Source organism: Pararhizobium qamdonense (assembly GCF_029277445.1).
Classification (GTDB): domain Bacteria; phylum Pseudomonadota; class Alphaproteobacteria; order Rhizobiales; family Rhizobiaceae; genus Pararhizobium; species Pararhizobium qamdonense.
The window spans coordinates 1410852-1429764 of the sequence record NZ_CP119566.1; the positions used below are offsets into that span (position 1 = coordinate 1410852).

Sequence of the window (18913 nt, forward strand, 5' to 3'; positions counted from 1 at the left end):
GGTAACTCACAGGCGAGAGCCAAGAAATCGGCATCGCACTCGACAAAAACCCGCCGCACCGGTATTGGCTGAGCGTCATTTCCCTGTTGCCGAAAGCTGATCCCATGAGCGCAGACATCCAGAGCCCCACGCCACGCCCCGGTATCCTTGATATTGCCGCTTACGTGCCGGGCAAGGAGCATGCGCCGGGTGTCGCCAAGGTCTATAAGCTGTCTTCGAACGAGACCCCTCTGGGGCCAAGCCCGAAGGCGATCGAGGCCTTCCAGAAGGCTGCGGCCAAGCTTGAAATCTATCCGGACGGCCAGGCAATCGAATTGCGCGAGGCGATCGCCTCCGTCTATGGCCTCAACATCGCCAACCTGATGTGCGGCAACGGGTCCGATGAACTGCTCGGCCTGCTCTGCCACGTCTATCTGGCGCCCGGCGATGAGGCGATCATCACCGAGCATGGGTTCCTGGTTTACAAGATCCAGATCATGGGGGCCGGCGCGACGCCGGTCACCGTGAAGGAAAACGATTGCCAGGTCACTGTCGATGCGATCCTCGCTGCGGTCACGCCGAACACCAAAATGGTCTTCCTTGCCAATCCCGGCAACCCGACGGGCACCTATGTTCCGGTCGACGAAGTGCGCCGCCTGCAGGCCGGCCTGCCGAAGAACGTCATCCTGGTTCTCGACGCTGCCTATGCCGAATATGTCCGCCGCAATGATTATGAGGCGGGCCTCGAGCTGGTGTCGTCCAACCGGAACGTGGTGATGACCCGCACGTTTTCGAAGATCCACGGGCTTGCAGCGCTCAGGATCGGCTGGATGTATGCGCCGCTTGCCATCATCGATGCGCTGAACCGGGTGCGCGGGCCATTCAACATGAATGCGCCGGCCATCGCCGCCGGTGCCGCTGCGATCCGCGATCAGGCTTTTGCCGCAGCTGCGGTCGAGCACAATCAGCTTTGGCTCGGCAAACTTACCGATGCGCTCTCGGCGCTTGGCCTGCGCGTGACGCCGTCGGTCACCAATTTCGTGCTGATCCATTTCCCCGATCTCGACGGCAAGCGTGCGCCGGAGGCCGATGAATTCCTGACCAGCCGTGGCTTCATCCTGCGCGCGGTGCGTGGCTATGGTCTGCCCAATGCGCTGCGCATGACCGTCGGCTCGGCCGAGGCCAATGAGGGCGTGATTGCTGCACTCACCGAATTTATGGGCCGGGCGTGATGGCACAGCAATTCGAAACCATCGCGCTGATCGGCATCGGCCTGATCGGCTCGTCGATCGCCCGCGAGATCAAGGACAAGGGCCTCGCCGGTACCGTCGTGGTCTCGACGCGCAGCGACGCGACGCTGAAGCGGGCAGAGCAGCTGAACCTGGGCGACCGCTACACGACATCGGCGGCCGATGCGGTGAAAGATGCCGATCTGGTCATCGTCTCGGTGCCGGTCGGCGCTTCCGGCGCTGTCGCTGCCGAGATTGCGCCGAACCTCAAGCCGGGCGCCATCGTCACCGATGTCGGCTCGACCAAAGGCTCTGTCATTGCCCAGATGGCACCGCATATGCCGCAGGGCGTGCATTTCATCCCCGGCCATCCGATTGCAGGTACCGAATATTCCGGCCCGGATGCCGGCTTTATCGGCCTGTTCAAGGGCCGCTGGTGCATCCTGACGCCGCTGCCGGATACTGACGAAACCGCCAAGGCCAAGCTGCGGACGTTCTGGGAAACGCTGGGCTCGATGGTCGATGACATGGACCCAGAGCATCACGACAAGGTTCTGGCGATCGTCTCGCATCTTCCGCATATCATCGCCTACAATATTGTCGGCACGGCGGATGATCTGGAAGCGGTGACCGAATCCGAAGTGATCAAATATTCGGCCTCGGGTTTCCGCGACTTCACCCGTCTTGCAGCATCAGACCCGACCATGTGGCGCGATGTCTGCCTGCACAACAAGGATGCGATCCTCGAAATGCTATCACGCTTTTCCGAGGACCTTGCTTATCTGCAACGGGCGATCCGCTGGGGCGACGGCGACAAGCTGTTCGACCTCTTCACCCGCACCCGCGCCATCCGCCGCTCGATCGTTCAGGCGGGCCAGGATACGGACATGGCTGACTTCGGCCGGCATGCGATGGATCAGAAGTAGGCGGTTCTTTGCTGCGGCGTCTGGCAACGTTCGAAGACGTTTATTCTGCTTCGTAAGGCTTTTGCACGTGAATGCACGTTAAAGTAGATTTTCTTCTATAGTGAAAAGTGTTTTTGCGTGCGCTGCCGCTTGACTTATGCGTGTTTCGCGTCGAACTTACGAGGATAGCGAGTGGATGGCTAACGAGCCGCTTCATAAGAACCAGAGTGTTTCACATGGTTTGTATTGACGAATATGATGGGCAGGCGAAAATCTGATCAACCTCGCGAATGTCGAGTGCGTTGAGCACTGGAAGGACGTGATGCAGTGAGTGACAATAAACCAAACGACGATTCTGTTGCCGCTAGCGAACATTTTCAACGAGTTATCCGAGAAACCTTTGGTCAAGATGAGCGGCCCGCTGAGATCAAGCATGTCGCAGAAGTCTATCTGAACATGATTTCCATCCTCGACATCGTCTTTGCGATGGGGCAGGCGTTCGAATCGATGCAACTGACCTCGGAGCAGCGCCAGTTATTCGAAAGAGCCCGCAGACCTCTGCAAAGTCTCATGCACGGGATTGGTAGCGGCGTAACAAATCTAGCCCCATCGAAGGGAGAGCCAGATGGCGATGCCTAAGAGTCAAACCAGAACGAGATTGGTAGCGAGGTCAAGGGATGGGTCGCTTCGTTCGAACGGCCCCAGTTGAAATCAGGTGGCGATGGTGGCAATAATGGCGGCATGGAAAAGCGGATGGATGCACTCGAAAAGCGCTTCGACAAGATAGAAACGAAATTCGATTCCTTGCAAAAGGATTTTGGTGACGTGCGAATCCAGATCGCGACGCTTGTCGAGCGGGTTGCGCATCTTCCAGGCAAAGGCTTTATCGTCACTGCCACGATCAGTGCCCTCGCACTGTTCTCAGCCCTCATGATTTTCAAAGAAAAGATCGCCTTGCTTCTAGGCTAACAGTTGCGATCAGGGTGACCGCTTCGGCGGGTTCTTTTTTGCAAAACACGCGCACTGATCGCGTGTTCGCATAATCCTCATCACAGCTGCGGCAGTTCCCCGATCGGGAAGAACGCCAGGAATGCAATCCCGTCGCGCACATTGAGCTTCACGGTCGCCTCGTTCTTGCCGTCGGCAAGCGCGGTCAGCATGTTGGCGATGTTGTTGACCATGACGGTGCCGTCCTTGTCGGTGAAGACCTTGACGAGGTTCTGGCGCCAGCCCTCGATATTCTTCATGGTGACGCTGAATTCGCCGGAGATCAGGCCCTGATCGTTGACGCTGAACGGGCCGGAGGCGGTCGTGATCATGTCATTGCCGAGGTCGAGCGTCAGGTTGCGCATTTCGCCCTTGCTGCCGCGCAGCGCGTCCGGCTTCCAGCCGCCCCGCTGCATCAGGATGCCCCGCCCGGCGAAGGTCATGTCGGCGCTGGCATTGACGGGCGGCAGCAGGCTTGTTCCGGCATCGAGCTTCAGATCGAATTGATCGACGCTGAGGGCCGCATCGAGATCAGGGCCATTCTGGCGGAAATGGGCTTCGCCATGCCCGGCGTTGAAGATGACCTTATGGGTGTCGCCAGGTGCTGCATCATCCTCGAAAGCGGGTAGCATGGCGGTTCCGGCCAGCTTGTCATAGGTGAGCGAGGTGCGGTCAAGGCCGGAGAGCGCCGCCTGCACGCTGGCATGCATCAGTTCCCAGTCTGCCGAGACCGTCATGCCGGGGGAGAAGCGGATTTCCGCCGGGCCGTCAAGCTCGATGATCGCATGGCCCGGCCTGTAGACCTGGGCTGCCGAGCGCAGCGCGCCGAAGGATGCGGATGCGCCGCGCTTGATATCATCGAGGCGGACGCTGTTGCAGAATAGGCCGATGCGGAAGGGAAAGCCGCGCACGTTCATATCGTCGCATTCGGCCGATGCGCCGCTCGCCTTCTTCTCGGTCAGAAAATGTGCGAGCCGCGTCTCGATCTGGTTGGCCGCGACAAACCATGCGCCGCAATAGACGATCAGGAACAGCACGATGCCGATCGCCAGCCGCTTGATTTTCCGGCTACCGGCGGAGGGGGCGGCGATATCTGCTGCGGTCATGGTCTGCTCCGTCGTTCGTGCGCAAGCTTCCGCACGGGAAGTCTGGTCTGCCGGTCTGGCCGTCCACCGCCGCATGCGCTCCAATACCCGTGCAGGAAATCGATTCCGATTGCCGGGCAGATGCGCTAGGAAAGCACCAGAGTGGACTGTCCGCCGCTCCTGGCCCCGTTTTGTGGCGCCGGAATGGCATGGATGTGAATGGCAGTGGATATGGACGATTTTTGGGTGTTTGGCTATGGTTCGCTGATGTGGAACCCCGGCTTTGCCTTTGCGGACAAGATGACGGCGCGGGCGTTCGGCTACCGGCGCTCGCTCTGCGTCCGCTCCTTCGTGCACCGGGGAACACCGCAACGGCCGGGCCTCGTGCTCGGGCTCTACCATGGCGGCTCCTGCCGTGGCATGGCGTTCCAGGTGGCGTCGAAGGATAAGGACGATGTTTTAAGCTACCTGCGCGAGCGCGAACTGGTCACCCATGTCTACCTTGAGCGCATCATGCCCATCCTGCTTGCCGACGGCCGCCGGGTTGCGGCATTGACCTACACGATCGACCGCAACCATGTGCAATATGCAGGTGCGCTCAGCGCCGAGGATGCCGCCGCTATTGTCGCGGTATCGCATGGCAAATCAGGACCCAATCCGGAATATGTGGTCAATACGCTCGCCCATCTAAAAGAGATAGGCATTCGCGATCCTTGGCTGGAGGACGTCGCCGCCATCGTCGAGAGGCTCCTGTCTCAGGCCTAGAGCCTCGTACGATCAATGAGGCGCATTGATCGTACGAGGCTCTAAGCGCCGCTCCCGTTCAGTTCGTTCAACTCCTTCAGCCGCTGCATGGCTGTCGGCGGCAGCGGCACCTGCGGATTATCCCGGACGGTTTCCACAAGCAGCGCATCGCTGGCGCTTTCCATAACATCGACCAGTGTTTTCAAAAACACGTCTGGGTCCAGCCCTGGACCGATCGGCGGCAGGATGCGCACCTTGAAATGGCCGGGATAGCGCAGGAACTTGCGGCGCGGCCAGAACAGGCCGGGATGCATGACGACGGGGATCACCGGCATGTCCAGATCACGGTAGAGCCTGGCGATGCCATATTTGTATTCCGGCGGCGCGCCCGGCGGACGGCGGGTGCCTTCCGGATAGATGATCAGCTGGCGGCCTGTTGCTAGTTCATCCTTGGCGCGCTTCATCACCGCCGCCATCACCTTGCCGCGTGCGCCGCGATCGACCGGCACCATGCGCTGCTTCTGGACATACCAGCCGAACAGCGGAATCCACACGAGTTCGCGCTTGAGGATGAAGAACGGGTCCGCCAGCCATGGCAAAAGGGCGTAGACGTCCCAGAACGACTGGTGCTTGGGCGCGAAGATATAGCCGCCCTTGGGGATATTCTCCAATCCCTCGATCTCGAAGGTCGTGCCGACGATGACCCGGAACAGCCAGTGATTGCTGCGCGCCCAGTTCTTCGGCACGAACCATGAGGTCTTGCGCGGCGCCAGGAAATAGAACGGCGTCATCACGACCATCTGGAGGATCAGGTTGATGTAGAACACGATGTTGAACAGGACTGAACGCAGGATGATCATCGGGCAGGCTTTCGCAGCGAAAAGGTTAGCCCGCTGCCTACACCAATATTCCGCCAAGGCAAACAGCTGGGTGGCGCGATCGGGCAGGATGTCTAGCCGCTGCTGGCGGCATCCCTGGTTTCCGTGCGCAATCCGCTGGCCGGATGCGCGCCGAGCGCATCGCGCACCGACGCGATCGTCAGCTTCAGATATTCCAGAAGGATCGTCTTCAGCACCATCGGGTTTGCCAGCCAGTTGGTGCTTTTCAAATCGGAATTGACGACGGGATAGGCGATGAACTCTATGCCCGGATTGGCCCGGCGCAATTCCAGCAGGCTGCGCGGCATATGGTAATTGTTGGTGACGACAAGGATGCTGCGATAGCCATTGTCGCGAATCCAGTTGGCGGTCTCGTTGGCATTGCCGATCGTATCGATCGCATCATGACCGATATCGACGCAGCATTTGAACAGGTCGGCCGAACTCTGGGTGTTGCGGCGAATCTGGCCACCGGTGGTCGCGGGGTGAACGCCCGAGATCAAGAGCCGCTTTCCAGCGCCCATCTGCAGCAGTTCGACCGCTTGGTCGATCCGCTGGAAGCCTCCGGTCAGAACCACGATCGCATCAGCCTTCGGATTGGCGGGCGGCTGCAGAGAGGCGACCGAATCGGCGAAATAGAGGAAGCCCGCAGCGGCAATGGCGGCAACCAGGATGAGCACGTAAAATGTCAGGCGCACCAGGCGGCGGCGCAGGCTGACATGCCGCCGCACCAACGTTCCCTTCTGCCGTGTTTCGCCGTTTTCGCTCATTGCCGTTCCACCTGCTCCGCTGGGACCAGGAGTGATTCTGATTCTTCCATAGAAGCAGATTGCGGCAACGGAGGGATGCAGGACAGCGCAATCATGACAATCAGGTCTGATTGCCGTCGATGCGTGCCGGATCGGACCGGATCAGATCGATTTCATAGATCGTGCGCATCACCGTGAAACGGGCCGTCAGCGTCGTCAACAGCGCAATCACGATCATGATGGCGGCAATACCGAGATAGCCGGTATAGCCGATGGAGAAGCTGCCGAACATGGCGGTGGTCTGGTCGCTCTGCGGCGTTGCCAATGATCGCGATTGCCAGAAGCTGGCAATGGCAAAGCAGGCCGCGGCCAGAAGCCCGCCAGCGCCCGAACCCTTCAGGCTGATCTTCAAGAAGTGTTTCTGGAATTCCGAAGCGACGAAGCCAGCCTCCGCCCCGACGAAATGCAGAACCTCTACAATGTGCCGGTTGCCCGAGAGCGTGCCGCGCGTGGCAAAGATCACCGTCAGCACCATGGCGGAAAACACCAGGACGAGCACGCCGGTGCCGATCAGCGCCGTGGTATGGGCCATCGCCACCAGCCGGTCGACCCAGGTGCGGTGATCGTCGAGATAGGCCTGCGGAATGGTTTCCGTCAGCATGACCCGCATGGCGGCGAAATCCGGCGGGTTCTGCTCGTCGATGGTGATGATCACGAGACGCGGCACCGGCAGGTCATCGAGATCAAGGCCGGCTCCAAGCCAGGGCTCCAGAAGGCGCGCGGTCGCCGCCTTGTCAACGATGGTACCGTTGGTGGTGCCGTCAAAGGTGAGAGCGAGATCGCGGGCGTCCGCCAGGGCCTTTTCCATATCGAGCTTTTCGTCCGGCTTGATCTGGATGGTGATCTCGCGGGAAATCTGGCTTTCCCAGCTTTGCGCGGTCGAGCGCACCATGCTGACGGCGCCAAGCGTCAGGCAGGCCAAAAACGCCATGATGGCGATGACGAGCACCAGCGCATTGCCGGAGACATTTCCCGGCGGCACGATCGGCGCGGTCGGACGGACACGCAGCGCCGCCTTGCGCTCCTGCGGCGCAGCCGGGCTGGTGCGATTGTTGACGGGCGCTTCACTCATAGATGTCGAGCCGCCCCTGCGACAGGATCATCCGGCGCGCCTCGACCTGATCCATCAGCGAGAGATCGTGCGTCGCGATGACGACAGCGGTGCCGAGCCGGTTCAACTCAAGGAACAGATTGAGCAGGCGGCGCGCCATCGGTGGATCGACATTGCCCGTCGGCTCGTCGGCCAGCAGGATTTCCGGGCGGTCGATCAGGGCGCGCGCAATCGCCGCGCGCTGCTTTTCGCCGCCTGAAAGCACCGGCGGCAAAACATTGATGCGTTCGCCAAGCCCCACCCAGCCAAGCAGTTCGAGAACGTCGGCCCGGTAAGACGATTCGTCCTTGCCGCGCACCCGCAGCGGCAAGGCGACATTCTCGTAGGTTGTCAGATGATCGAGCAGGCGGAAGTCCTGGAAGACGATGCCGACACGGCGGCGCAGCATCGGGAATTCGTCGCGCGGAATGGTCGAGATATTGCGGTCGAACATGCGGATGAGGCCGCGCGTCGGCTGCAGCGATAAAAACAGCAGCCGCAGAAGCGTGGTTTTTCCCGCACCGGAAGGACCGGTCAGGAACTGGAACGATTTCTTGGGAATGTCGAAGGTCAGGTCGCGGAGGATTTCCGGGCCCATTCCATAGCGCAATCCGACATTTTCAAAATGAATCAACGGGTCAGTCCAGCTTCTCTTCGATCCAGCCTGCCACGTCTTCGCGGCAGGTTGATGGCCCTTGTTGCAGCATATGGCGCAGCATGCCTGTTACAGCGCCAACATGGTTAAACAGTGGTTAACTTTGCGTGAAAACGGGCCGGTCCGGCAGTGCCGTTTTCGAAGCATTAACCATTTAGGTTTACGTCTGGGAAAGGTTTGTTTCAATGCCCGAATCTGGCCTGCCTATACCTTGGGGTATTCGGGGAGAGCCGGTCTGGCTGCGAAGGAGAGACGATGAACGCTTTCCGCTCCAACGGCGCTGCCAGCCGCATGGATTTCCTGCCACCGGAACGCCGGGGGCGGCCTGCTTCCGCACGGGCTGTGCCCAAACGCAGCGATATCGTTGACGCAGAGTTCGAGACCGTCGTGTCGCCCGGGCGGCGCCATGTCTATCCGGTTTTCAACGATAATCGCGCGCGTCCGGCAGCCCGGTCTGGGGCAAGTCCGCGGTCTGTCGCAGCGGTGTTCGGATGGGTGGTCAATCATGTCGAGCGCCTGCTGCAGACGGCATCCCCCAAAGCTTTCGCCGTCCTGGTCACCTGCCTATGCGCCCCGGTCTTCGTGTTATTTGCCAGCCTGCCGCAGTATCAGCCGGCCCTTCCACCGGCGCCGGCATTGTCGATCAGCGATGTCACCACGTCGCTCAACGATGCCAATGGCATGAAGATCCTCTCTGTCTACGGCGCGGTCGAAAATCACTCCGATGCACCGAAGGCCGTGCCGGCAATCCTGGTCGATGTGATCGCAAACGGCCACCGGCGCCCGGCCACCCGTATCGACGCCAGCGAAACGGTTCTGGCTCCGGGCGAGAGCCGTCCGTTTTCGACCCGTCTCCTACACACAGGTGGAAAACTGCCCGGTGTCGCCGTTTCCTTCGGTCAACCGGGTGATTCGGCGCCCTGACTGTGTTAAGCGGCTAGGTTCCGGAGGCGCAGTCTCCACTATCGTTCTGGAGACTATGCCCATGCCCGTCGTCCGTGGAAAAAATATCGATCCGCTCTATTCCGCCGAGGTGATTGCGGCGCGCAACGTTGAAATGGCCGAGCAGATCGTCAAGGGCCCGCTCAATGACCTTCTGGTCATTGCCGTTCTCAAGGGCTCCTTCATCTTCGCCGCCGACCTCATCCGGGCGATGCACACGGTCGGCCTTGCGCCGGAGGTCGAGTTCATCACGCTGTCCAGCTATGGAACGGGTACGGTGTCGCAGGGCGTCAAGATCATCAAGGATATCGACAGCGATGTGCATGGCCGCGATGTTCTTCTGATTGACGACATCCTGGAATCGGGCCGCACCCTGCGCTTTGCCAAGGAACTGATGCTGGAGCGCGGCGCAAAATCGGTGACGATCGCCGTTCTGCTGGACAAGAAGGTCAAGCGTTCGACCGATCTGGAGGCCGATTATGTCGGTTTCGAATGCCCCGACTATTTCGTCGTCGGCTATGGCATGGACGTCGCCTATGCCTTCCGCGAGCTGCCGTTCGTCGGCGTTGTCACCGGCGACGCCGAATAGACTTAGTCTGTGGAAAGCCGCTGATCGGGGCATCGGCGTTTACGGAAAACAAACAAAACTCTGGTGGTGTTGACCCCGCAGCGTCTGTGCTGCGGGTCCGGGAACCAGCGCCATCAAGGGCAGCGGGTTGCCAGTGAGGTGTTGACGAAACGGAGGCCATGATGGCGAAAATCCTGATTACCGAAGATGAGGACGGCCTGCGCCGTTTCGTTGCCCGCGCCCTGCAGCTGGATGGTCATGAGACCGTCGAAGCGGCCGATGGTGCCGAGGGGCTGGCCTGCCTGAAGGGCGCAAATTTCGATCTACTTCTGTCGGATATCCGCATGCCTGTCATGGACGGCATCGAGCTTGCCCACCAGGCATCCGCCGCATTTCCGGCGTTGAAGATATTGTTGATGACCGGCTATGCCGAACAGCGCGAACGGGCCGACAATTTGACGGGAAAGGTCATCGATGTCGTGTCGAAGCCGTTTACGTTGCCGGATATTCGCAAGGCTGTTGCGGTGGCGCTGGCGGCTTAAGCAACTCGTCGAGCATTTTTGCAGGGACGCACCCCCCCCTCTGTCACTCCGTGACATCTCCCCCGCAAGGGGGGGAGATTGGCTACCGGCTTTCTGCGCCCCTGACGGGCATTGTTCTTAAGGGAAAAGGATGACTGTCCTCTGAGGGGAGTGATGATCTCCCCCTTGCGGGGGAGATGTCACGGAGTGACAGAGGGGGGTCGTGTCCGCATACTCCATCAGCGCCGCCACCGGCCCCAATCACACCTCACCGAATATCCAGCAACCGCTCCAGATACTGCCGCTCCGTCTCCGGCGATGAATTCGTGCCCAGCCGGCGGCGGATTTCGTCGAGGATTTCGCGGGCGCGCTGGGTGTCGATTTCGTCGGGCACCTTGACCTGATCGCCGAAGTCCGGCCCGGCATTCTGCTGGCGGCGCCCGAGCGGGTCGCGGCCGTTCTGGCCATATTGCGGCACGCCCTGGCCCTGGCCTTGCCCCGGGCCCTGACCTTGGCTTTGCATCTGCTGCATCATGTCCTGCGCACCGTCACGCAGCGCCTGCAGCGCTCGGCCCTGGCTGCCAACGGCCTGTTCGCCCTGGCCGTTGCCAAGCGCGCCCGAAGCGCCCTTCATCTCGCGGCCGGCTTCGCCAAAGCCCTTTCCGGGCTTGATGCCCATGCCTTCAAGGCCCTTCTGCAATTCGCCGAGCTGTTTGCCCAACTGGTCCTGCTGCGCCTGCATATCCTTCAGCGCCTGCTTCAGCTCTTCGGCCGTCATATTGTCGAATGGACCGGGCTGCTGGCCCTGTTCGTCCGGCTGCTGGCCGGGCTGCTGCGGCATGTCCTGGCCGAACAGTTCCTGATCCTGTCCCTCCAGCGGATCGCCGCGCTGCATGCGGTCGCGCAGCGCCTGGTCGTATTTGAACGTCTCGTCCATCAGGCGCTGCTGCTCCTGCATCAGCTGACCGAGCTTGTCCATCTGCTGGCGCATCTCGCTGTTGTCCTGGCCCTGCTGTTGCTGCTGGGGCCGGCCGGCCTGGAGATTGTTCATCATGCGCTGCATTTCCGACAGCAGCTGGCGTGCCTGATCCTTGGCGCCGGATTTGGCGAGGTTCTCGATCTGGTTCATCATCTTTTCCAGATCCTGCTGACGCAGCACGTTGTTCTGGTTCGGATTGGCGGCCACCTGCGGGTTCTTCGCCGCCTGCTTCGCCAAGGCCTCCATATAGGCCTGCATGGCGTCGCGCAGTTCCTGCATCAGCTTGGCGATCTCTTCGTCCGATGCGCCCTTTTCGAGAGCGTCGGAGAGGTTCTGCTGGGCATCGCGCAGCCGCTTGTCGGCCAGCGCCATGTCGCCAGCCTCGATGCCAAGGGCGATTTCCCAGAGATAGCCCGCCGCGTCGCGCAGCATGTCGTCATTGCGCGCCAGCGCCATGCGGCTGCCGGCCGATTGCAGCAAGAGGAAATGCGTCAGGTTGGGGATGGTCTCATCAGGCCGCACCGACAGGGCGTCGTTGAGTTCGATGGCGCGCGGCAGGTCGTTGGCGTTGAGGGCAAATGTCTGGCGCTCTTCGGCGACGGCACCGGCCAGAGGCTCGAAGAAGGGACGCGCGGGCAGGATCATGTCCTGTGGCACGCTGCGGCCTTCCTGACCGGCCGCGTCCTTGGCAACCAGCGTGACACGCACGCGCTTGCCCGACAGCGGATGTTCGCTGAGATTGCGGCTGGTCAGGCCCTTGGCCTCGCGCGCGTTGCGCTTGGGCAGGTCGAGACGGTATTCGGGGCGCGGATATAGCGGCCGCGCGTCGGCTGCGGGCGTGTCGAGCGGCGTGATTTCGGCCCAGGCCTCCTGAATGCCGTAGTCGTCCTTGGCAGCAAAGCCGATTTCCAGCGCCGCGTTGACCGTCGTGCGCGGAATGCCGTCGAAGGCAATATCCGGAACGCTGTCGGGAATGACCGTAAAGGCCCATTGTTCGCCACCGACGGACAGCGCGCCATCCTTGGTGATCTTCATCATATGCGTATTGCTGCTTGGCCTGGCAGATCCAGCTGGCGGTGTTTCCGCCGCAGCCTTCTCATCCGGGCTCGGCTTTGCCGCCTGCGCTGCAATCACCAGCGGCTGGGTTGCACCGTTTTCCAGATAGGTCACCGGCGTATCGTCACCGCCGCTGGTGATGCGCACGGTCAGCTCGCTGAATTGCGGGATGCGCAAGGCTCCGGTGCTTTCGGCAACCTCCTGCGGGCCTTGGCTGCCTGTCAGGAAAACCGGTGCCCGGCCGGTATAGGCGGGGGGCGTCACCCAGGCGTCGATGCGCACATCCGGCACGGCGGCAATGTCTTGCGGCGGGTGGAAGACATCGGAGATCAGGCCGGCGCGGTTCGAATAGGAATAGGCAAAAGCCACGCAGGCAATCAGAACCGGAACGGCGCGCAGGCCGTAGCTGTCGGTGCGGGCAATATCGGGTTTGGGCAGTCCGGCTTCCAGCGAACCGATCATCCGCGCCATGCGCGTCTGGTGTTCCTGCCACAGCGCCTGACCGAAGGCGCCGCTGGTGGCCGGCTGATCGTCCTGAACACGAATGGCCTGGTGCGGCAGGTCGTTGCGCTCCTCCAGCATCCGGTCCGCATCGGTGTTGCCAGGCAATTTCACGCGCAGGAGTGGGATCAGGAAGATGACGAAGGCGGCAGCGAAGGCAAAAAGCGATGCCGCATGCAGCCAGCCGGGCACAACCCGGAAGAACCCGAACCAGGCGGCGGAGAGAAACAACAGCACGACGGCAATCGGGGGCAGGGCACGGGGAGCAATCTGCTCGGCGACAAGAACGATGCGCGCGAGCGTTCGTTTGACCGCAAGACTTTTCATGAAGCCTTGCGCTGCCGTCGCTTTATCCCGCCGGATCTGCGTCATCCGTTCCCTTTCAACGTTTGAAACGTGCGTGTGGAGGATAACACTCTTTGTGGCGAAGACGAGGGCGGCAACGCAATCGTGATCGATTTTGCCGCGCGGTGCACGGCCCATCAACAGCGGCCGGTTGGCCGCCGTTTAACCGTCGTCAATCCAGCCAGTCGGGGACCGAATCGAGGCCGATCAGGTCCTCATAGGTGGTGCGGGGACGAATCACATGGAACCGGCCGCCTTTGACCAGCACTTCGGGGACCAGAAGGCGGCTGTTGTAGGTGCCGGCCTGCACGGCCCCATAGGCGCCGGCGGTGCCGACCGAGATCAGGTCTCCCGGCTTCGGCATGGCCATTTCGCGGTCGAGCGCCAGATAGTCGCCGGTCTCGCAGACGGGACCGACAATGTCGGCCTTGATGCGCGGCGCGTTGGCGGCGGAGATGCGCACCGGCTGGATCTCGTGATAGGCCTCATAAAGCGTCGGGCGGATCAGGTCGTTCATGGCGCCATCGACGATGACGAAGGTTTTGGAGCCGCCATCCTTCACATAGATGACTTCCGTAACCATGATGCCGGCATTGCCGACGATCAGCCGGCCGGGCTCCATGATGATCTTGCAGCCGAGCTCGCGCAGTTGGTCCTTGACGATGGTGGCATAAGCGTCGGGCAGGGGCGGAGGGCTGTTGTCCTGCTTGTACGGCACGCCCAGTCCGCCGCCGACATCCACATGATCGATGCTGTGGCCGTCGGTGCGCAGCGTATCGACCAGTTCGCGCAGGAGCTTGAAGGCATCGGCGAAGGGTTGCAGCTCGGTGATCTGGCTGCCGATATGCATGTCGATGCCGGTGACCTGAATCCCGGGCAGGGTCGCGGCATGGGCGTAAACAGCGCGGGCGCGTTCATAGGCGATGCCGAACTTGTTTTCCTTCTTGCCGGTCGAAATCTTCGCATGGGTCTTGGCATCGACATCCGGGTTGATGCGGAAGGAGACATGCGCCTTCTTGCCTTCGCGCACGGCGCGGGCATTGAGCACTTCCAGTTCCGGCTCGGATTCGACGTTGAAGCAATAGATGCCGGCGTCCAGCGCCAGGTCCATTTCCTGTGCCGTCTTGCCGACACCGGAAAACATGATGCGCTTTGCAGGAATGCCGGCTGCAAGCGCCCGGCGCAGTTCGCCGCCCGAGACGACATCGACCCCGGCGCCCAGGCGGGCGAGCGTCTTCAGCACGGCCTGGTTCGAATTCGCCTTCATGGCATAGCAGACCATCGCGTCGATATCGGAAAACGCCTTGGAGAACACCGAATAGTGCCGTTCCAGCGTTGCGGTGGAATAGCAGTAGAAAGGTGTGCCCACCGCCTTGGCGATGTCGATGACGGAGACGTCTTCCGCAAACAGAATGCCGTCACGATATTCGAAATGGTTCACGAGTGTGCTCTGTTACAGGAGGGGATCGAGGAAGAACGGCTTGCCGGGCGCTTCGTCCTTCGTTTCGGGGCTGCCCGGTGCCGCCTTGGTGTTGATCGGCGCAGAAGAGCCCGGACGATCAAGGTCGCCCTTGCGGCCGCAGCCCGACAGCGTCAGGCCGGCAATGGCAAGGGCTGCAATCAAAATGGCGGTGTTTCGTGACAGCATCGATGGTTCCCGGTCCGGGCAATCAGCCCTTCAGCGCAAATTCGTCAAAACTCATATCGGCTTTTCAGGGCATTGTGCACCCTGAATCTTGCCCTCATCCTCGCATCAGTTGCGGTTGCGCCACCAGGCGATCTGCTTGCGCACTTCGCTGGGAGCGGTGCCGCCAAAGGAGGTGCGGCTGGCAACCGAGGCCTCGACGGTCAGGACGCCGAAGACGTCACCCGTAATATCCGGATGGATCGCCTGCAGGTCTTCCAGCGAAAGCTCCGCCAGCTCGCAAGCCTTCTGCTCGGCCAGTGCCACGGCGCGGCCGGTGACATGATGAGCATCGCGGAAGGGAAGCCCCGCTTCGCGCACCAGCCAGTCGGCGAGATCGGTTGCGGTGGAATAGCCGGAGCCTGCAGCAGCCTTCATCCGGTCCGCGCGGATGGTCATGTCGCGAACCATGCCGGTCATCGCGGCAATGGCCAGTTCCAGGCTTTCGGCCGAATCGAACACCTGTTCCTTGTCTTCCTGCATATCCTTGGAATAGGCGAGCGGCAGGCCTTTCATGACGGTCAAGAGCGCGATCAGCGAGCCGTTGATGCGGCCGGTCTTGGCGCGCACCAATTCGGCAGCGTCGGGGTTTTTCTTCTGCGGCATGATCGAGGAGCCGGTGGAAAAGGCATCCGACAGGCGCACGAAACCGAATTGCGGCGTCGACCAGATGACGATCTCTTCGGCCAGCCGCGACAGGTGTACGGCGCAGATCGAGGAGATGGATAAAAATTCCAGTGCGAAGTCGCGGTCGGACACGGTGTCGATCGAGTTGCGGGTCGGTTCGCGGAAGCCGAGCGCCTTGGCGGTCATGTGGCGGTCGATCGGAAAGCCGGTGCCGGCAAGCGCAGCAGCGCCGATCGGGCTTTCGTCCATATGCTCGATCGCATGGCGCACGCGCTGCCTGTCACGGCCGAACATTTCGACATAGGCCATGCAGTGATGACCGAAGGTGACGGGCTGGGCGGTCTGCAGATGGGTAAAGCCCGGCATGACGGTTTCGGCATGCTCTTCGGCGCGGTCGAGGAAGGCGGCGATCAGGTCGCTCAGCATGCCCTCGCATTTCTGCAGCTCTTCCTTCACCCAGAGGCGGAAATCGAGCGCCACCTGGTCGTTGCGCGAGCGGGCGGTGTGCAGGCGACCGGCCGCCGGGCCGATCAGGTCGCTAAGGCGCGCCTCCACGTTCATATGGATATCTTCGAGACGGCGGGAAAATTCGAACTGGCCGCTCTCGATCTCTGACAGGATCGTGTCGAGGCCGTGAACGATCTTGTCTTTATCGTCTGCCGAAATGATGCCTTGATGCGCCAGCATGGTCGCATGCGCCATTGAGCCGCGGATGTCCTGGGCGAAAAGCTTCTTGTCGAAGCCGATCGAGGCATTTATCTCCTCCATGATCGCCGCTGGTCCTTGCGCAAAGCGACCGCCCCACATCTGGTTGGAGCTTTTGGTTTCAGAAGTGCCGTCAGCCATGAAGATGCCCGTCCTGGAGAATGACCCGTTTTGGAAAATCACGTAAACGACAGGAAGAAACGCTTTCCCCCTGCCAGACTGGTTATGATCGCTGCCCTCGGGGGGCTGATCGCCGGTGCGGCAGCGGTATACGTCAGGGAAAGCGGGTCTGGCAATGGTGCGGCGGTGGAAACCGCAGGTGCCAAGAGCTGCGAGGCGGCAAAAGACAAGGTCGCGGCCATCACCCCGTTCCTCAAGGGCCAGGTCGCCGCCATGGCGCCGGCCAGTGATCCCCGCCCGCTCCCCGGCCTGAATTTCAAAGGCAAGGACGGCAAGGACATGACCATCGCCGATTTCACCGGCAAGACCGTCCTTCTCAATCTCTGGGCGACATGGTGCGTGCCATGCCGCGAGGAAATGCCGGCGCTGAACGCGCTGCAGCAATCGGCCGGCAGCGAAAAATTCGAAGTCGTGGCTGTGAATATCGATATCGGCGGCGATGAAAAGCCGACCGCATTCCTGAACGAAACCGGCGTGCACGACCTTGGCTACTACCGCGATGCCTCGATGGGCGTCTTCAATGCCTTGAAAACGGAAGGCCTTGCCTTTGGTCTGCCGGTGACGCTTTTGATGGACGACAAGGGCTGCCTGATTTCGTCGATGAACGGTCCTGCGGCCTGGGACAGCGAGGATGCCAAGGCCTTGGTTAAGGCGGCGGCTGGCAGTTGAGGTCACGGTGTGTTTCGACGCATAACCTCCAATATTGTATGGATGACTTCCTTTCTGTGTAATGATAATATCGCACGTTGATGGAGTTTTACGATGACCTTGCAAATCCGCGATGAACGAGCCCGAGAGCTCGCGCAGCAACTGGCCGAACGGCGCAATGTGACGATGACGGCGGCTGTTATTCAGGCGCTCGAAGGCGAGTTGCGCCGGGACATTAAAAAGGAACCGCTTGCGGATCGCATCGCGCGCATTGCTGCCGACCTCGCAAACCAGGCTGGTCCAAATCGCAAAACGATGACCAAGGAAGAGATAGACGCCATGTGGGGTCATTCCTGATGTTCATCGACACGTCAGCGATTATTGCGCTGCTGGCTGGCGAACCGGAGGCCGGTGATTTTGCGGGGCGTATTTCTGGCGCACCATCGCGCGCCACATCGGGCTTGGTGATTCTGGAAGCCTCTATGCGTTTATCGACGATGCTGGATCTTGACCCGCTTCTCATAGAACGCCGCGTCCGGGTACTGATTGATGAGGCGGAGATCGAAATTTTGCCGATTGATGGAACGATTGCTACAGCATCGGTCAGGGCGTTTGCGGCGTATGGAAAAGGGCGCGGTCATCCAGCACAGCTCAATCTGGCCGATTGCATGTCCTATGCCTGCGCCAAGGTGCATGGCATGCCCTTGCTCTTCAAAGGCAATGATTTTTCCAGGACCGATATCGCCGCCGCCTGATTTACCGCGTCGGAACCGGAACCTCGCCGCGATAGTCGTAAAAGCCGCGGCCGGATTTGCGGCCGAGCCAGCCGGCTTCGACATATTTGACGAGCAGCGGGCAGGGGCGGTATTTCGAATCCGCCAGGCCATCATGCAGCACCTGCATGATTGACAGGCAGGTATCGAGCCCGATGAAATCGGCAAGCTGCAGCGGGCCCATCGGATGGTTGGCACCGAGCTTCATGGCCGTATCGATCGCATCGACGCTGCCGACACCTTCATAGAGCGTGTAGATCGCTTCGTTGATCATCGGCAAGAGGATGCGGTTGACGATGAAAGCGGGAAAATCTTCCGCAACCGTGATCGTCTTGTCGAGTGTTGCGACGAATTGCTTGGCGGTTGCGAACGTGCCTTCTTCGGTGGCGATGCCGCGCACCAGTTCGACCAACTTCATCACCGGAACCGGGTTCATGAAATGGATGCCCATGAAGCGTTCCGGCCGGTCGGTCGCGGAGGCGAGCCGCGTGATCGACAGGGAGGAGGTGTTGGTGGCGAGAATGGCGTCGGCTTTTAGAACTGGACAGACATGGCCATAGATCTTGCGCTTGACGCTTTCGTCTTCGGTGGCGGCCTCGATCACCAGATCCATCGGCGAGAGGTCGTTGACATCGGCGGAGCCCTTGATCAGCGACAGCGCCTTCTTGCGTTCGTCGTCCGTCAGTTTGCCGGAGGACACCTGGCGGGCCATATTGCCGTTGATGGTCGCAAGCCCTGCTTCAACCCGGTCGGCCGAAATGTCGTAAATATGCACCTTGTAGCCAGCCGAAGCCGATACCTGGGCAATGCCGCAGCCCATCTGTCCAGCGCCAACAATTCCGACATTTTTGATCATCGAGCCGATTTTCCATCATCCTAACGAAAGTGCGATTGCGCTTGCGTTCGTGCAAAAGGCAAAACGCCCGGCGGGGCGAGATATCCGGATGCCAGTGATAAAGGCATCGCAGCCAATTTTCCAGCCTTTATTCGCGGCGGACGGCATTGGCGATGTAGGAAACGCAT

At 60.8% G+C, this 18913-nt stretch carries 21 protein-coding genes; 11 read left to right on the top strand and 10 right to left on the bottom strand.

All coding sequences use genetic code 11. The features are described from left to right. Positions 1–104 precede the first annotated feature (104 nt). From hisC to PYR65_RS06830, 4 genes are all read left to right on the top strand, one after another. Entirely contained in the window at positions 105–1211 is a 1107-nt protein-coding gene (hisC, locus tag PYR65_RS06815) for a histidinol-phosphate transaminase (RefSeq protein WP_276120420.1), read from the top strand. Next, positions 1208–2134 (top strand): prephenate/arogenate dehydrogenase family protein, encoded by a 927-nt coding sequence (locus PYR65_RS06820; protein WP_060639473.1) that lies wholly within the window; start codon positions 1208–1210, stop codon positions 2132–2134. The genes hisC and PYR65_RS06820 overlap by 4 nt, the downstream gene beginning before the upstream one ends. A gap of 306 nt (positions 2135–2440) precedes the next feature. Then, positions 2441–2752: a hypothetical protein gene (locus PYR65_RS06825; RefSeq protein ID WP_276120421.1), complete on the top strand. Its 312-nt coding sequence runs from the start codon at positions 2441–2443 to the stop codon at positions 2750–2752. 114 nt (positions 2753–2866) lie between these two features. Further along, positions 2867–3082, top strand: a complete 216-nt coding sequence (locus PYR65_RS06830) for a hypothetical protein (protein ID WP_276120422.1) — start codon at positions 2867–2869, stop codon at positions 3080–3082. Positions 3083–3162: 80 nt separating this feature from the next. Here the strand turns inward: PYR65_RS06830 and PYR65_RS06835 are convergent, their stop codons facing one another. Next, positions 3163–4206 carry a DUF2125 domain-containing protein gene (locus tag PYR65_RS06835; RefSeq protein WP_276120423.1) on the bottom strand — a complete coding sequence of 348 codons (1044 nt, stop codon included), beginning with the start codon at positions 4204–4206 and terminating at the stop codon, positions 3163–3165. A gap of 198 nt (positions 4207–4404) precedes the next feature. Between PYR65_RS06835 and PYR65_RS06840 the strand changes: the two genes are divergently transcribed. Further along, on the top strand, positions 4405–4950 hold the full coding sequence (locus tag PYR65_RS06840; RefSeq protein ID WP_276120424.1) for a gamma-glutamylcyclotransferase: 546 nt from the start codon (positions 4405–4407) through the stop codon (positions 4948–4950). A gap of 41 nt (positions 4951–4991) precedes the next feature. On the opposite strand, the gene PYR65_RS06845 is transcribed toward PYR65_RS06840, so the two are convergent. The 4 genes from PYR65_RS06845 to ftsE all read right to left on the bottom strand — a co-directional run bounded on the left by PYR65_RS06845 (position 4992) and on the right by ftsE (position 8340). Further along, the gene (locus tag PYR65_RS06845) at positions 4992–5789 is read right to left on the bottom strand and encodes a lysophospholipid acyltransferase family protein (RefSeq protein WP_276120425.1); all 798 of its coding nucleotides are present in this window, start codon (positions 5787–5789) and stop codon (positions 4992–4994) included. 92 nt (positions 5790–5881) lie between these two features. Then, a complete protein-coding gene (locus PYR65_RS06850) occupies positions 5882–6577 on the bottom strand; it encodes a YdcF family protein (protein ID WP_060639479.1) in 696 nt (231 codons plus the stop codon). A 100-nt stretch (positions 6578–6677) separates the two neighbouring features. Then, positions 6678–7688, bottom strand: coding sequence for a cell division protein FtsX (locus PYR65_RS06855; protein WP_276120426.1), 1011 nt, complete (start codon positions 7686–7688; stop codon positions 6678–6680). Beyond that, positions 7681–8340, bottom strand: coding sequence for a cell division ATP-binding protein FtsE (ftsE, locus tag PYR65_RS06860; protein ID WP_082546812.1), 660 nt, complete (start codon positions 8338–8340; stop codon positions 7681–7683). Before ftsE ends, PYR65_RS06855 begins: the two co-directional genes overlap by 8 nt. Positions 8341–8616: 276 nt before the next feature. Between ftsE and PYR65_RS06865 the strand changes: the two genes are divergently transcribed. The 3 genes from PYR65_RS06865 to PYR65_RS06875 all read left to right on the top strand — a co-directional run bounded on the left by PYR65_RS06865 (position 8617) and on the right by PYR65_RS06875 (position 10413). Further along, positions 8617–9285, top strand: coding sequence for a hypothetical protein (locus tag PYR65_RS06865; protein WP_276120427.1), 669 nt, complete (start codon positions 8617–8619; stop codon positions 9283–9285). Positions 9286–9346: 61 nt separating this feature from the next. Next, positions 9347–9892, top strand: a complete 546-nt coding sequence (gene hpt / locus PYR65_RS06870) for a hypoxanthine phosphoribosyltransferase (protein ID WP_060639483.1) — start codon at positions 9347–9349, stop codon at positions 9890–9892. Between the two features lie 161 nt (positions 9893–10053). Then, entirely contained in the window at positions 10054–10413 is a 360-nt protein-coding gene (locus PYR65_RS06875; RefSeq protein WP_060639484.1) for a response regulator, read from the top strand. 247 nt (positions 10414–10660) lie between these two features. Here PYR65_RS06875 and PYR65_RS06880 read toward each other — a convergent pair whose 3' ends face one another. The 4 genes from PYR65_RS06880 to argH form a co-directional block, all read right to left on the bottom strand. Next, positions 10661–13300 carry a TIGR02302 family protein gene (locus tag PYR65_RS06880; protein ID WP_276120428.1) on the bottom strand — a complete coding sequence of 880 codons (2640 nt, stop codon included), beginning with the start codon at positions 13298–13300 and terminating at the stop codon, positions 10661–10663. A gap of 145 nt (positions 13301–13445) precedes the next feature. After that, on the bottom strand, positions 13446–14714 hold the full coding sequence (gene lysA, locus PYR65_RS06885) for a diaminopimelate decarboxylase (protein ID WP_276120429.1): 1269 nt from the start codon (positions 14712–14714) through the stop codon (positions 13446–13448). A 12-nt stretch (positions 14715–14726) separates the two neighbouring features. Further along, positions 14727–14921, bottom strand: coding sequence for an LPS translocon maturation chaperone LptM (gene lptM / locus PYR65_RS06890; RefSeq protein ID WP_060639486.1), 195 nt, complete (start codon positions 14919–14921; stop codon positions 14727–14729). 105 nt (positions 14922–15026) lie between these two features. Beyond that, positions 15027–16430, bottom strand: a complete 1404-nt coding sequence (gene argH / locus PYR65_RS06895) for an argininosuccinate lyase (RefSeq protein ID WP_276120430.1) — start codon at positions 16428–16430, stop codon at positions 15027–15029. An 84-nt stretch (positions 16431–16514) separates the two neighbouring features. Here argH and tlpA point away from each other — a divergent pair, with 84 nt between their 5' ends. The 3 genes from tlpA to PYR65_RS06910 all read left to right on the top strand — a co-directional run bounded on the left by tlpA (position 16515) and on the right by PYR65_RS06910 (position 17872). Next, the gene (gene tlpA, locus PYR65_RS06900) at positions 16515–17138 is read left to right on the top strand and encodes a thiol:disulfide interchange protein TlpA (RefSeq protein WP_276120431.1); all 624 of its coding nucleotides are present in this window, start codon (positions 16515–16517) and stop codon (positions 17136–17138) included. Between the two features lie 93 nt (positions 17139–17231). Next, positions 17232–17474 carry a type II toxin-antitoxin system VapB family antitoxin gene (locus PYR65_RS06905; RefSeq protein ID WP_276120432.1) on the top strand — a complete coding sequence of 81 codons (243 nt, stop codon included), beginning with the start codon at positions 17232–17234 and terminating at the stop codon, positions 17472–17474. Next, positions 17474–17872, top strand: a complete 399-nt coding sequence (locus PYR65_RS06910) for a type II toxin-antitoxin system VapC family toxin (protein ID WP_276120433.1) — start codon at positions 17474–17476, stop codon at positions 17870–17872. Before PYR65_RS06905 ends, PYR65_RS06910 begins: the two co-directional genes overlap by 1 nt. Before the next feature lies 1 nt (position 17873). Here the strand turns inward: PYR65_RS06910 and PYR65_RS06915 are convergent, their stop codons facing one another. Next, on the bottom strand, positions 17874–18746 hold the full coding sequence (locus PYR65_RS06915) for a 3-hydroxybutyryl-CoA dehydrogenase (protein WP_060639488.1): 873 nt from the start codon (positions 18744–18746) through the stop codon (positions 17874–17876). Between the last annotated feature and the right edge of the window lie 167 nt (positions 18747–18913).

Coding starts and splice junctions, on each gene's coding strand:
- hisC (WP_276120420.1), top strand. CDS start 105: ATGAGCGCAGACATCCAGAGCCCCACGCCACGCCCCGGTATCCTTGAT.
- PYR65_RS06830 (WP_276120422.1), top strand. CDS start 2,867: ATGGATGCACTCGAAAAGCGCTTCGACAAGATAGAAACGAAATTCGAT.
- PYR65_RS06835 (WP_276120423.1), bottom strand. CDS start 4,206: ATGACCGCAGCAGATATCGCCGCCCCCTCCGCCGGTAGCCGGAAAATC.
- PYR65_RS06840 (WP_276120424.1), top strand. CDS start 4,405: ATGGCAGTGGATATGGACGATTTTTGGGTGTTTGGCTATGGTTCGCTG.
- PYR65_RS06845 (WP_276120425.1), bottom strand. CDS start 5,789: ATGATCATCCTGCGTTCAGTCCTGTTCAACATCGTGTTCTACATCAAC.
- PYR65_RS06850 (WP_060639479.1), bottom strand. CDS start 6,577: ATGAGCGAAAACGGCGAAACACGGCAGAAGGGAACGTTGGTGCGGCGG.
- PYR65_RS06855 (WP_276120426.1), bottom strand. CDS start 7,688: ATGAGTGAAGCGCCCGTCAACAATCGCACCAGCCCGGCTGCGCCGCAG.
- PYR65_RS06865 (WP_276120427.1), top strand. CDS start 8,617: ATGAACGCTTTCCGCTCCAACGGCGCTGCCAGCCGCATGGATTTCCTG.
- hpt (WP_060639483.1), top strand. CDS start 9,347: ATGCCCGTCGTCCGTGGAAAAAATATCGATCCGCTCTATTCCGCCGAG.
- PYR65_RS06875 (WP_060639484.1), top strand. CDS start 10,054: ATGGCGAAAATCCTGATTACCGAAGATGAGGACGGCCTGCGCCGTTTC.
- PYR65_RS06880 (WP_276120428.1), bottom strand. CDS start 13,300: ATGACGCAGATCCGGCGGGATAAAGCGACGGCAGCGCAAGGCTTCATG.
- lptM (WP_060639486.1), bottom strand. CDS start 14,921: ATGCTGTCACGAAACACCGCCATTTTGATTGCAGCCCTTGCCATTGCC.
- argH (WP_276120430.1), bottom strand. CDS start 16,430: ATGGCTGACGGCACTTCTGAAACCAAAAGCTCCAACCAGATGTGGGGC.
- tlpA (WP_276120431.1), top strand. CDS start 16,515: ATGATCGCTGCCCTCGGGGGGCTGATCGCCGGTGCGGCAGCGGTATAC.
- PYR65_RS06905 (WP_276120432.1), top strand. CDS start 17,232: ATGACCTTGCAAATCCGCGATGAACGAGCCCGAGAGCTCGCGCAGCAA.
- PYR65_RS06910 (WP_276120433.1), top strand. CDS start 17,474: ATGTTCATCGACACGTCAGCGATTATTGCGCTGCTGGCTGGCGAACCG.
- PYR65_RS06915 (WP_060639488.1), bottom strand. CDS start 18,746: ATGATCAAAAATGTCGGAATTGTTGGCGCTGGACAGATGGGCTGCGGC.